Here is a 12,427-nt window from a genome sequence, read left to right on the forward strand (position 1 = left end):
GCCATTACTCAGCGTCACAGTTACCAAGAACTTTCCAAACTGATCAACAATTCTCTTATAGTGAGGGCTTGTTGCCACAGGAACCCTCTCTTCCATTTACGCCCCGGTTTGAGGCTTTGATTGATGACGGCGTCGCCCTCCCCCCTTCGCCCTTCCGCGCTCGCCCTGCTCGTCACGGCGGTGGCGGCCGGAGTGCTCTGCACGGCGGCGGTGGCCGCGGCCCCGTCGGCCGTCCGCGTCCCCCTCGGCTGGTTCTCCGTCTTCGGGGTCCTGCTGCTCTCGGTCGCCGCCTTCGCCGTCACCTGGCTGACGCGCACCAGCCGCCTGCTGCGCCGCCGGATCGCCGGGCTGAGCGCCGACATCGCCACACGTGACGGCCACCTCGCCCGGCTCACCGCCGACGCCGCCCGTGACGCGGCCGCGCGCACCGCCGAGAGCGCGCGCCTCACCCGAGAGCACGCCGCGGAGATCAAACGCCTGAAGGACGCCCACGCCGTCGAACTCGACCTCGTGACCACCGCCGGGCTCGCCGACCGCGAGCGGCTCGGCGAGGAGCTGCGGCGCGCAGAGTCCGGACGGGCCGCAGCCATGGCCGCCGCCGCCAACGCGGCCGGACGGATGCAGGCACTCGCCACCGGGATGCTGGCCGACCTGCGCGAGATGGAACACCGTCACGCCGACGAGGACGTGCTCGGCGACCTGCTCCACCTCGACCACCGCACCGCCCAGGCGGGCCGCCTCGCGGACTCCATCGCCATCCTCACCGGAGCCCGCTCGGGCCGCCGCTGGGCGAAGCCGATCGTCATGGAATCGATCCTGCGCGGCGCCATGGGCCGGATCGGCGGCTACCAGCGGGTCCGGCTGCATTCCACCAGCGACGCCGCCGTGGCGGGGCACGCCGCCGAGGGCGTCATGCACGCCCTCGCCGAACTCCTCGACAACGCGGCCAACTTCTCCCCGCCGAACGCCGAGGTCCACGTGTACGTGGAGGAGGTGCCGGCCGGGGTCTGCGTCACCGTCGAGGACAGCGGCCTGGTCATGAGCGAGGTCCAGCTGCGCCGCGCCGAACAGGCCGTGGCGGGCGGGTCCCTGGACCTGGCCGGGCTCTCCGGAACCCGCCTCGGGCTCGCGGTCGTCGGCCGTCTCGCCCGCAAGCACGGGCTGACCGTGTCGTTCCGGCCCTCCGCGCGGGGTGGGACCGGCGCGCTGTTGATGCTGCCGCAGGAACTGATCAGCCGTGCCCCGGCCGAAGCCGGGCCGACGCCCGCCCTCGTGGCCGCGCCGGCCGTAGCCGCCGGGGAGCGGACCGGGGAACCGCCGGCGCACCGCGGCTCCCGCCCGCACGGTGACGGCGCCGACGCCGGTGGCGCCGGGCGCGCGAAGGACCGTACCCGCTCCGCGGACGGGGACGACCCCGACGCCGCGCCCACGGCCCCCGCCGTAGGCCCGGCCACCGCCGACGCGGAGCCCCGGCCCGGTGACACGGCACTGCCCCGGCGACGGCGCGGCCGCACCCTGGCCGCCGCCCACCCCGAAGGACCCGAAGCCGCCGCCCGCGCGGCCGTTACCCAGGCCGCCCCGACCGGCGCCTCCCAGTCCGCCGCCCGCTTCGGCAGCTTCCGGCAGGCCGTGCGCGGCGCGTCGGCGCAGCAGCCCCCGAACACCCCGCACCCGGAAGGCAACACGCGATGACCGGCTCCACGACCGACGAGACGCTCAACTGGCTCCTGGAAGGACTCCTGGAACGCACCCCCGGCGCCCGCCACGCGCTCGTGCTCTCCCGGGACGGCCTCAAGCTGTGCCGCACCCCCGAGCTCTCCGTCGACCAGGCCGACCAGCTCGCCGCGATCGCCGCCGGCATCCAGAGCCTCTCCCACGGCGCGTCCATCGAGTTCGGTGACGGCACCGGGGGAGTCCGCTCGGCGATGGCCGAGTTCTACGGCGGCATCCTGTTCATCGTGGAGGCCGGGGAGGGCGCGCACCTGGCGCTCGTCGCCGCCGAGGACGCCGACGCGGGCCTGGTCGGCCACAACATGTCCGAACTGGTGGAGCAGCTGAGCGAGCATTTGATCGCGAGGCCCCGGGGTTGAGCCGGACCAGGCCGGGCCGGGACGATTCCCCGGACCGGCTCTACACCCTCACCGGCGGCCGCAGCAGCTCCGGTTCGGACGCCTTCGACCTCGTCACGCTGATCGTCGCGGAGTGCGATCCGGTACCGGGCATGCAGTCGGAACACGCGGCGATCCTGCGGATGTGCCACTACCCGACGGCGGTCGTCGAGATCGCCGCCGAGCTGGGCCTGCCCGTGTCGATCGTACGGATCCTCCTGGCCGACCTGCTCGGCACCGGCCGGATCAGCGCCCGGCACCCGCGCGCGGCGTACCGCCTTCCCGACCCCGACATCCTGGAGCAGGTGCTCGTTGGACTCCGCAACCTCTGACCGGCGTGAAACCCGGCAGGCCCTCAGCAGCACCGCCGACAACGGCTTGAAGATCGTCATAGTGGGCGGTTTCGGCGTGGGCAAGACCACCATGGTCCGCTCGGTCAGCGAGATCCGGCCGCTGAACACCGAAGAGACCATGACCAAGGCGGGCGAGGGGGTTGACGACACCGACGGCGTCGCCGGGAAGAGCGCCACCACGGTCGCCTTCGACTTCGGCCGGATCACCCTCGACGCGCACAATGTGCTCTACCTCTTCGGCGCCCCCGGGCAGGAACGTTTCTGGTTCCTGTGGGACCGGCTGTTCTCCGGCACCCTCGGCGCGGTCGTCCTCGTCGACACGCGCCGCCTCGCCGACTCCTGGTACGCCATCGACCGCCTCGAACACCACGGCACGCCCTTCGTGGTGGCATGCAACGACTTCGGCGGCCCCGGCCACACCGCCGAACAGATCCGCGAGGCGCTCGACCTGCCGACCGAGGTGCCGCTCGTCTTCTGCGACGCCCGCTCGCGCGAGTCCAGCAAGGACGTCCTGATCTCCCTCGTCCACCACCTCCAGACGGCCGCCCTGTCCCACACCCCGGAGCCCACCCCGTGACCACCCCCGCCGACCGCGAACCGCAGCCCGTCTACCTCGGCGGCCCGCGGTTCCAGACCGACCCCCTCGCGCTGTACCGGGAGATGCGGCGCGACCACGGCGCCGTCGCCCCGGTCGTGCTCGACGGCGACGTCCCGGCCTGGCTGGTCCTCGGCTACCGCGAACTGCACCAGGTCACCAGCGACCCGCAGCTCTTCTCCCGGGACTCCGACCTGTGGAACCAGTGGGACCGCATTCCCGCCGACTGGCCGCTCCTGCCGATGATCGGCCGCAAGCAGCCGTCCATCCTCTACACCGTCGGCGAACGCCACCGCGAGCGCGCGGCGGTCATCACCGGAGCGCTGGAGGCCGTCGACCCGTTCGAACTGAAGGGGCACGCCGAACGGTTCGCGGACGAGCTGATCGACCGGCTGTGCGGCAAGGGCGAGTGCGACATCGTCGGCCAGTACGCGATGCTGCTGCCGCTGCGCGTCCTCGCCCGGATCTACGGCTTCTCCGACGAACAGGGCCCCGGCCTCGTCACCGCCATGAACGACATGATCAACGGACGGGAGGGCGCCCTCGACGGCCAGCGCCACCTCGCCGAATCCATGTTCGCGCTGATCGCGGACAAGATGGTGCGCCCCGACCACGATGTCGTCTCCCGGATGCTCGCCCGGCGGGGCGACTTCACCGTCGAGGAGATCGCGCAGGACCTGATGGTGATGCTGGCCGCCGGCCACCAACCCACCGCCGACTGGATCGGCAACACGCTGCGGCTCATGCTCACCGACGACCGCTTCGCCGCCTCCCTCGCCGGCGGCCGGCACAGCGTCGGCGAGGCGATGAACGAGGTCCTGTGGGAGGACACGCCCACCCAGAACGTGGCCGGCCGCTGGACCTCCCGCGACACCCGCCTCGGCGGACAGCGCATCAACCGCGGCGACCTCGTGCTGCTCGGTCTGGCCGCCGCCAACGCCGACCCGCACGTGCGCACGGACGCGGGGGCCCTGACCGGCGGCAACAACGCCTTCTTCTCCTTCGGGCACGGCGAACACCGCTGCCCCTTCCCCGCCCAGGAGATCGCCGAGGCCATCGCCCGGACCGGCATCGAGGTCCTCCTCGACCGACTCCCGGACGTCGACCTCGCCGTGCCCGCCGCCGACCTCGCACGGCGGCCCTCGCCTTGGCTGCGCGGCCTGACCGCGCTGCCCGTGACCTTCACCCCGACCCCCGCCCTTGGAGCCTCCGGATGACGTGCCCGATCGACCACACGGGACCCGCCGCCATCACCCTGGACCCCTTCGTCGCCGACCTCGACGCCGAGAGCGCCGCGCTGCGCGCCGCCGGACCGCTCGCCCGGGTCGTCCTGCCCGGCGGCGTCGGCGTCTACGCCGTCACGCGCCACGCCGAGGCCCGGGCGCTGCTCACCGACCCCCGCCTCGTGAAGGACATCAACGCCTGGGGCGCCTGGCAGCGCGGCGAGATACCGCTGGACTGGCCGCTGATCGGCCTCGCCAACCCCGGCCGCTCCATGCTCACCGTCGACGGCGACGAGCACCGGCGCCTGCGGACCCTCGTCGCGCAGGCCCTGACCGTCCGCCGGGTGGAGAAGCTGCGCGCGGGCATCGAGGCCCTGACGAACGGGATGCTCGACCGGCTGGCCGAACTGCCGGCCGGCGCGACCGTGGACCTCAAGGCGGAGTTCGCCTACCCGCTGCCGATGAACGTCATCAGCGAGCTCATGGGTGTCGACACCGCGGAACACCCCCGTCTGAAGGCGCTGTTCGAGAAGTTCTTCTCGACGCAAACGCCGCCGCAGGAGGTGCCGCAGATGATGGCCGACCTGGCCGCGCTGTTCTCCCGCATCGTGGAGTCCAAGAGCGAGAACCCGGGCGACGACCTGACCAGCGCCCTGCTCGCGGCCTCGGAGAACGGCGACCACCTCACCACCGAGGAGATCACCAATACCCTCCAGCTGATGGTCGCGGCCGGCCACGAGACCACCATCAGCCTGATCGTCAACGCCGTGGTCGCGCTCGAGACCCACCCCGAGCAGCGCGCACGCGTCCTGAAGGGCGAGGTGCCGTGGGAGAACGTCATCGAGGAGACCCTGCGCTGGTCCACCCCGACCTCACACGTCCTCATCCGCTTCGCCGCGCAGGACATCGAGGTGGGTGACCGCGTCCTGCCGAAGGGCGAGGGCCTGATCGTCTCCTTCGGAGCCATCGGCCGGGACGAGACCCAGCACGGCGAGGACGCGGGCGAGTTCGACGTCACCCGCACCCCCAACCGGCACATCTCCTTCGGACACGGCCCGCACGTCTGCCCCGGCGCGGCGCTCTCCCGCCTGGAGGCGCTCGTCGCGCTCCCCGCGCTCTACGCCCGCTTCCCCGACCTCGCGCTCGCCGTCCCGCGCGAGGAGTTGCGCAACAAGCCGATCCTGACCCAGAACGACCTGTTCGACCTTCCGGTCCGCCTGCGCTGAGCGTCGTGCGCCGACCGACGGCGAGCGGGATCGAACGGCGAAAAAATACGAACGCCCGTACGAGGAGCCCTGCTAGGTTGATCACGTGCCGAAGCTGAATCAGATCATCGCCGTCGAAAAGGGCGTCAAGTCCAAGTCGCTCCAAGAGCTGACCCAGGCCCACCAGGACGTCCAGAAGCCCGCCCTGCTCGCGGGCATCTCCCGGACGTACCAGCCCAAGGACGAGGAGGGCGAACAACTGCCGCCCGAGTCCACCCGGGTGCAGATCAAGGCCGAGGACGTGCTGCGCGCCACCGCCGGGACCCTCACCCGGCTCTTCGACGTGACGGCCACGAAGGACTGGGCCAACCGCACCGCCGCCGCCGACGTGGTCGTCGACGGACAGGTGCTGCTGGCCCAAGTCCCCGTCCCGTACCTGCTCTTCCTGGAGAAGCAGCTCACCGACCTGCACACCTTCGTACGGAAGCTACCGGTGCTGGACGCCTCGGAGTCCTGGAACCTGGACCCCTCGACGGACTCGTGGAAGACCGACCCGGTCCGCACGATCCGGACGAAGAAGGTCCCGCGCAACCACGTGAAGGCCGAGGCGACCGACAAGCACCCGGCTCAGGTCGAGGTGTACTACGAGGACGTACCGGTCGGCTACTGGACGACGGTGAAGTTCTCCGGGGCGCTGCCCGCGCGCCGGGTGAACGAACTCCTCGACCGGGTCGAGAAGATCCAGCAGGCCGTGAAGTTCGCCCGCGAAGAGGCCAACAACGTCGACGTCACCGACCAGAGGATCGGCGACGCCGTGTTCGGCTACCTGTTCAGGTAGCCCCGAGATCGCCCCCCGTGCGAGCGGGGGGTGGCGCGAAGAGCGCAAGCTGAAACTGATGTTGAAGCTGACACGGGGCGTCAGTCGGGGGTTCGAATCCCTCCCCCCGCACCACACGCGGGGGTGGCCCAAGCCTGGCAGAGGCGGCCCCTGAATCTCAGATTCTCGCTCCAGTCTCAGTATTCGCCGCCGAACACCGGATCGACCGAGCGCGGACGATCATCGATGGATAGGGGTTCAAGTCCCTTCTGTGCCTCTCTCACGGCGCGGTAGTTCAAAGGTAGAACACGTCGATTTAAGACTGATCCGCGGCTCTTAAACGCCGCCGGTGTGCGCAATTGGGTGGCACAACAGGAGCCCGGGAGCTGGATACGCTCCCGGGCTCCGTCACGCCCGGCTATGCCCGTACCGGCACCGACACGAAGGTCTTCCCCGCCTCGTTCTCGACCAGGACCTCCTTGATGTCGGCCGCCGCGACCGCCGCCGAACCGTCCAGCGAGGCACCGTTGCCCTCGCCGCGCTCAGTCGTGCCCACGACCCAACCGCCCGCCGTGCTGCGCGTCCCGTCCCGGGAGACCACCACCAGCCGGCAGCGCTCGCCCGGGGGCACACCGGTCACCGCCGCGTGCACCCGCACCCACGCCGCAGCCGGCACCACCTGCACCGTCATCCGCGCACCGCTGCCGGCGTCCGTCGCGGACGCCACCCGGGTCCCGGGCACCGCCGAAGGCGCGGGCGACGCGGTCGGGGACGGCGGCGGGGGCTGCGCGACGTTCTCGGTGCCGCCCGTGCCCAGTTGCGTACCGGCCCAGAACACCGCGGCCAGCGCGGCGGCCGCCGCCAGTCCCGCCAGACCGTAGCGTCGGCGCTCCCGCGCCGCCCGCTCACCGCGGACCTGCCGCAGCGTGCGTCGGAGCAGCAGGTCACCCCCCTGCGGGGGGCCGTCGAGGAACGCCTCCGGGGGTACCTCGCCCAAGGCCGTCTCCATCTCGCGCAACGCGGCCACCTCCTCCAGGCACTGCACGCACTCGCCGACGTGCTCCTCGACGCGCCGTACGTCCGCCTCGTCGAGGACTCCGAGCACGTACGGGCCGAGCAGTTCCTCCTCGTGCCGCTGCCGGCTCATGCCACCACCTCCCGCAGTCCACCGGGCTGCTGGGGCGGCCTGCCCGATCGTTTGCTGCTGTTGCCTTCCCTGGCGCCCTCCGTGAAGACCTCGCGCAGGGCCTTGAGCGCGTAGTGCGCGCGCGATTTGACCGTGCCCGCCGGGATGCCGAGCCGATCGGCGGTCTCGGCGACGCTGCGCTCGCGGTAGTACAACTCGGTCAGCACGTCCCGGTGTTCCGGGGTCAACCGGTCCAGCGCGCCGAGCACCGCCATGGTGTCGACGACGGAGTCCGCGTGGTCCGACTCCACCGGGGGAGCGGCCGCCGCGCCCGAGACCTCCGGCGGCCGGGCAGCCTTGGCCCGGTACCGGTCGGTGATGATGTTGCGGGCCACCGTGAGCAGCCAGCCGCGCACCGAGCCCTTCCCGTTGACCAGGACCTCGCAGTGGCGCCAGGCCCGCAGGAGCGTCTCCTGGACCACGTCCTCGGCGGCGGCCCGGTCCCCGGTGAGCCGGGTGGCGTACGCGAGCAGGGCGTGGCCGTGCTCCTCGTACACCGACGTGATCAGTGCCTCATCGGTCGAGCCCCGCCGAGTGCGGGGCCACAGTGGTCCGGCCATCTCACCCTCTCCGTCTTCCTCGCTTGCGTGGTGCGGTCCGAACACGGGCCCCGGCCGGGCCGGGTTCATGTGACCCGCGTCACGCGTCTGGCGCCGGGGCTCAGATCCGGCAGGCGCGGCCCTCGTTGAGGCAGTCGACGACGGCCCGCATCCGCTCGTCGGTCATCACGTTCACGAACATCGCGTGGTCCGTCTTGGGGCTGTGCAGCTGCTCGGGGAAGGAGTCCAGGGCGAAGGGCGCACCCGACGGCACGTCATACGCGAGAAAGACGCGCAGTCGCGGGACCGGGAAGGTGTCCCGGGGGCAGACGCCGCTCGCGGTGGGGAACAGCAGGTGCGAGCGGTGGGTGGGGCTGTCGGTGTCCAGCCCGTTCCAGCAGCTCGGGAAGACCAGCGTCCGGGTGACGCGCTGCCCGGCGGGACAGCGCGGATAGAGCGGGGAGGCGAGCCCCGGGGAGCCGGAACAGCCCCAGCGGGCGCGGACATCCGCGTCACCGCCCGCCGTGTACGCGACCGCGTCCCCGGTCATCGCGCGCAGGAACCGGGGCATCGGCACCACCTTGCCGACCGGGCTGCCGCGGAACTCCACCGTCACCGCAACCTCGGGCAGGATCTCGCCCGCGTTGCCGTGCCCCGCCGCGTTCTCGTGCGGGTCCCGGCCCGCGCGGTCCGTGCGGCGCAGGACCGGCCAGTAGTACGTCGACCGGTCGCCGCCCGTACAACTGGTGGGGGCGCCCGCGAGGGAGGCGTCCGTGGACAGGGCGTCGGTGGAGAGATTCCCCACGTAGGAGTGGGTGTGATGGGCGCCCGCCCGCAGCCCGGGCGAGACCACCAGGTTGTCCTGGTTGTAGTGGCCTTCGCCGTTGCGACCGCAATCCACGGTCACCGTGCCGGTCGAGGCGTCGGGCCCTGCGGGGAGCAGTCCGGGCTCGGGGCGCATCTCGCGCGGGTCGGCGAACTCGGCCGCGACGGGGCCCGCGAGCGGCCCGGCGGCCCGTGACGCCCCGAGCACTGCGGCCGTCAGCCCGCCGCCCAGGACCAGGCAGACCAGCAGCGCGAGCAGTCGGTGTTCGTTCCCCATGGCGGTCACGGTCGCCGGTGGCCGCACCCGAGTCAACCGGGCATCCGCGGAGCGGACGTGCCGCGCCCTCGCGCGCCTCGACGCCCCGGGCGCTGCCTTGCCGTTCGCCGCGCGAGACCGGCCCGCCGGGGCCGCCCGTCGGGGTGGCCCGCGCCGGTCCGGTGGGGTCGCCCGTGCCGGCCCGCCGGCGTCGCCCGTCGGGGTGGCCCGCGCAGGTTGCCGCAGCCGGCCGCCCCGAGGGCCGCCGTGTCGTCGCAAACGCGCCGCCCCGGAGGCCGGTTGGCCGTCGCGCTCCTTGCCCGGGCGGCCGGCGACCGCGCAGAGTACCCGGTATGACTCCCGCGGAACGTTTCCAGGCCTTCGCCCGCACCCGCGCCTCGCTCGACGGCGCCGAGGTGACCTTCTGGTGGACCGGCGACGTCCACTCCTGGGCGCCCGGCGAGCCCTACCGGCACCTCTTCGGCTTCGAGGGCCTCAACGTGGCCCGCCTGGTCGCCGGCGAGGGCGAGGAGGAGGGGACGTACCGGCTGCTCACCAGGGAAGCCGCCTTCTACCTCGACCCGGGGACCCGCGAAATCCTGGAGACCTGGGAGGACAAACCGGTCGTCCACGTCTGGAACGACCCGGCGAACCAACGGTGGCGCCCCTTCCCCGTGCCCGTGACGGAACTCGGCGACCAGGTGTGTTTCAGCCTGGAGATCCCCCTCGCCTACCCCTCGCCGCTGCCCGTCGCCCAGTACCCGCTGAACTCGGCGGACGACACCTACCGGGCCCTGGAGCTGTTCCAGTTCTTCGCCCCCGCCACCGCTTTCACCACCGACGCGCCCAGCGTCCCCGCCACCATGTCCTGGACCCGCATGTCCCCCTGGCTGCCCTGGATGGAGCAGGGAGCGCGCCCAGGCGGTCTCACGTTCCACTGTCGCGGTCGCAAACTCGCCTCCTACGAAGACGCGCCCGAGCGCACCCGCGCGTACATCGCCGCGCACCACCCGCAGTTCGCGCACGCCCCCGACAAGTGGACCGAGCCCAACGAGACCAGCTGGACGTATTTCCGCGCGCTCCACCCGCCCCGGTAGCCTCTCCTCCCAGGTGAGGGGCCGGACAAGGGTTTTCCCCGTATCGAGTTCATCCTGGTGTTGCCTACTGTCTGCCCACCGGCGGTCTTCCCCCGCCACGAACTGCCCCCGCACCAACCCCACATGGTGTGAAGCCTTGCGAGGCCGGGCGGGATCGCCGGTACCGCCGTTGCCCTGCCCCGCCGTCGCGGTCGGGCGACGCGGCGCGCGGTGGTGTCCGGAGCGGGTCTGACCAGCCCGCTCCCGGCCCGCCCGGCCGCCGGTTCACCTCCCACACAGCTCGAACCGGCCGCTCCGGCCTGCCCGGAACCGGCCCGCGAAAGGGAACACGTGCACGCATCCAGACGCCGGCTCATATCCGTGGTGGCCATGTCCGTCACCCTGCTGGCAGGCTCCGCCACCGCCGCCGTGGCCGTCGCCGCATCGGACCCCGCCACCACCCTTCCGGCCGCGGCGGCCCCCACCGCCCCCGGGGTCGCGCCCGTGCAGAACCTGATCGTCGGCTACAAGTCCTCGGCCGCCGAGGCCGGCTCCAACACCGCGGCCGCCGCCGACGCCGCGGCCAAGGGCAAGAAGGCCGGCAAGAAGGCGAAGTTCGACCGCCGTCTGGGCACCGGCGCCGCACTCGTCAACCTGGGTGGTGCGACCGCCCCCGCCGACGCGGCCGACGTGATGGCCCAGTTCCGCGCCGACCCCGACGTCGCCTACGTCGAGCCGGACGCCCGCGCCTACGCCATGGCCACCCCGAACGACACCGAGTACGCCAAGCAGTGGGACCTCTTCGAGCCCACCGCCGGCATGGACGTGCCCGCCGCCTGGGACAAGACGACCGGCTCCGGCGTCACCGTCGCCGTGATCGACACCGGCTACGTGGCCCACTCGGACGTCGCCCCCAACATCGTCGCCGGCTACGACTTCATCAGCGACTCCACCGCCGCCCGCGACGGCAACGGCCGCGACAACAACCCCGCCGACCAGGGCGACTGGAGCGCGGCCGGCGAGTGCGGCACCGGCTCCCCGGCAAGCGGCTCCTCCTGGCACGGCACCCACGTCGCCGGCACCATCGCCGCGGCCACCAACAACGCCAAGGGCGTCGCCGGCATCGCGTACAACGCGAAGATCCAGCCGGTCCGCGTCCTCGGCAAGTGCGGCGGCGCGACCTCGGACATCGTCGACGCCATCACCTGGGCGTCCGGCGGCTCCGTCCCCGGCGTCCCGGCGAACCCCACCCCCGCCAAGGTCATCAACATGAGCCTCGGCGGCTCGGGCGCCTGCGGCACCAGCTACCAGAACGCGATCAACGCGGCCACCGCCCGGGGCACCACCGTCGTGGTCGCCGCCGGCAACAGCAACGCCGACGCGTCGGGCTTCTCGCCCGCGAGCTGCAGCAACGTGATCACCGTGGCCGCCTCCAACCGCACCGGCGACCGCTCGTTCTACTCCAACTTCGGTACCCGCGTCGACATCACCGCCCCCGGCGGCGAGACCCGTCGCGCCACCGACACCCCCGGCACCGTCACCACCCCCGAGAACGGCATCCTCTCCTCGCTGAACGCGGGCGCCACCACCCCCGGCGCGGAGATCTACAAGCCGTACCAGGGCACCAGCATGGCCTCCCCGCACGTCGCGGGTCTCGCCGCGCTCCTGCTGGCCGCCAAGCCGTCCCTCACCCCGGCGCAGGTCAAGGCGGCCATCAAGGCCAACGCCCGCCCGCTCGCCGGCACCTGCACCGGCGGCTGCGGCGCCGGCCTCGCCGACGCGGCGGCCACCGTCAACGCCGTGGTCTCCGCCCCGGTCACCCCGGTGTTCACCAACAACACGGACGTCGCGATCCCGGACAACGGCGGCGCCGTCTCCTCCTCGATCACCGTCTCGGGCATCACCGGCAACGCCCCGGCCGCCCTCAAGGTCGACGTCGACATCAAGCACACCTACCGCGGTGACCTCGTCATCGACCTGGTCGCGCCCAACGGCACCGTCAAGCGCCTCCAGAACTCCTCCGGCGACAGCGCGGACAACATCTCGACCACCTACACGGTGGACGCCTCCGCCCTGCCCGCCAACGGCACCTGGCAGCTGCGGGTCCAGGACACCGCAGCCGCCGACACCGGTTACCTCGACTCCTGGGGCCTGGGCTTCTGAGCGCGGCCCCCACCCCGGTCCGTCAGGCCGCCGGAGCCCCCCAACCCCGGCCCTGACGGATCCGCTGGTACGGACCAACAC

The 12,427-nt window shown here is 72.4% G+C and carries 12 protein-coding genes; 9 read left to right on the forward strand and 3 right to left on the reverse strand.

Features of this window, described 5'->3' with window-relative positions; all coding sequences use genetic code 11:
- The first annotated feature begins 123 nt into the window (after positions 1 to 123).
- The 7 genes from ACV7NM_RS28635 (at position 124) to ACV7NM_RS28665 (ending at position 6,322) form a co-directional block, all read left to right on the forward strand.
- The gene (locus tag ACV7NM_RS28635) at positions 124 to 1,692 is read left to right on the forward strand and encodes a sensor histidine kinase (RefSeq protein WP_463412987.1); all 1,569 of its coding nucleotides are present in this window, start codon (positions 124 to 126) and stop codon (positions 1,690 to 1,692) included.
- On the forward strand, positions 1,689 to 2,090 hold the full coding sequence (locus tag ACV7NM_RS28640; RefSeq protein ID WP_463412988.1) for a roadblock/LC7 domain-containing protein: 402 nt from the start codon (positions 1,689 to 1,691) through the stop codon (positions 2,088 to 2,090). The genes ACV7NM_RS28635 and ACV7NM_RS28640 overlap by 4 nt, the downstream gene beginning before the upstream one ends.
- Entirely contained in the window at positions 2,087 to 2,440 is a 354-nt protein-coding gene (locus ACV7NM_RS28645) for a DUF742 domain-containing protein (RefSeq protein ID WP_361311944.1), read from the forward strand. Before ACV7NM_RS28640 ends, ACV7NM_RS28645 begins: the two co-directional genes overlap by 4 nt.
- Positions 2,421 to 3,038, forward strand: a complete 618-nt coding sequence (locus ACV7NM_RS28650) for a GTP-binding protein (protein ID WP_463412989.1) — start codon at positions 2,421 to 2,423, stop codon at positions 3,036 to 3,038. The genes ACV7NM_RS28645 and ACV7NM_RS28650 overlap by 20 nt, the downstream gene beginning before the upstream one ends.
- Positions 3,035 to 4,273 carry a cytochrome P450 gene (locus ACV7NM_RS28655; RefSeq protein ID WP_463412990.1) on the forward strand — a complete coding sequence of 413 codons (1,239 nt, stop codon included), beginning with the start codon at positions 3,035 to 3,037 and terminating at the stop codon, positions 4,271 to 4,273. Before ACV7NM_RS28650 ends, ACV7NM_RS28655 begins: the two co-directional genes overlap by 4 nt.
- Positions 4,270 to 5,505, forward strand: coding sequence for a cytochrome P450 family protein (locus ACV7NM_RS28660; RefSeq protein ID WP_463412991.1), 1,236 nt, complete (start codon positions 4,270 to 4,272; stop codon positions 5,503 to 5,505). Before ACV7NM_RS28655 ends, ACV7NM_RS28660 begins: the two co-directional genes overlap by 4 nt.
- Before the next feature lie 85 nt (positions 5,506 to 5,590).
- Positions 5,591 to 6,322 (forward strand): DUF7873 family protein, encoded by a 732-nt coding sequence (locus ACV7NM_RS28665; protein WP_463412992.1) that lies wholly within the window; start codon positions 5,591 to 5,593, stop codon positions 6,320 to 6,322.
- 397 nt (positions 6,323 to 6,719) lie between these two features.
- Here the strand turns inward: ACV7NM_RS28665 and ACV7NM_RS28670 are convergent, their stop codons facing one another.
- The 3 genes from ACV7NM_RS28670 to ACV7NM_RS28680 form a co-directional block, all read right to left on the reverse strand.
- Positions 6,720 to 7,448, reverse strand: a complete 729-nt coding sequence (locus ACV7NM_RS28670) for an anti-sigma factor family protein (RefSeq protein ID WP_463412993.1) — start codon at positions 7,446 to 7,448, stop codon at positions 6,720 to 6,722.
- Positions 7,445 to 8,047, reverse strand: coding sequence for a sigma-70 family RNA polymerase sigma factor (locus ACV7NM_RS28675; protein ID WP_463412994.1), 603 nt, complete (start codon positions 8,045 to 8,047; stop codon positions 7,445 to 7,447). The genes ACV7NM_RS28670 and ACV7NM_RS28675 overlap by 4 nt, the downstream gene beginning before the upstream one ends.
- Positions 8,048 to 8,147: 100 nt before the next feature.
- The gene (locus tag ACV7NM_RS28680; protein WP_463412995.1) at positions 8,148 to 9,128 is read right to left on the reverse strand and encodes a DUF1996 domain-containing protein; all 981 of its coding nucleotides are present in this window, start codon (positions 9,126 to 9,128) and stop codon (positions 8,148 to 8,150) included.
- Between the two features lie 332 nt (positions 9,129 to 9,460).
- Between ACV7NM_RS28680 and ACV7NM_RS28685 the strand changes: the two genes are divergently transcribed.
- Both ACV7NM_RS28685 and ACV7NM_RS28690 read left to right on the forward strand, forming a co-directional pair.
- Entirely contained in the window at positions 9,461 to 10,204 is a 744-nt protein-coding gene (locus ACV7NM_RS28685; RefSeq protein WP_463412996.1) for a DUF1838 family protein, read from the forward strand.
- A 369-nt stretch (positions 10,205 to 10,573) separates the two neighbouring features.
- On the forward strand, positions 10,574 to 12,346 hold the full coding sequence (locus ACV7NM_RS28690) for a S8 family peptidase (RefSeq protein WP_463414103.1): 1,773 nt from the start codon (positions 10,574 to 10,576) through the stop codon (positions 12,344 to 12,346).
- Positions 12,347 to 12,427: the final 81 nt, after the last annotated feature.

The sequence above is a fragment of the Streptomyces sp. Tek67B01 genome (assembly GCF_055231995.1).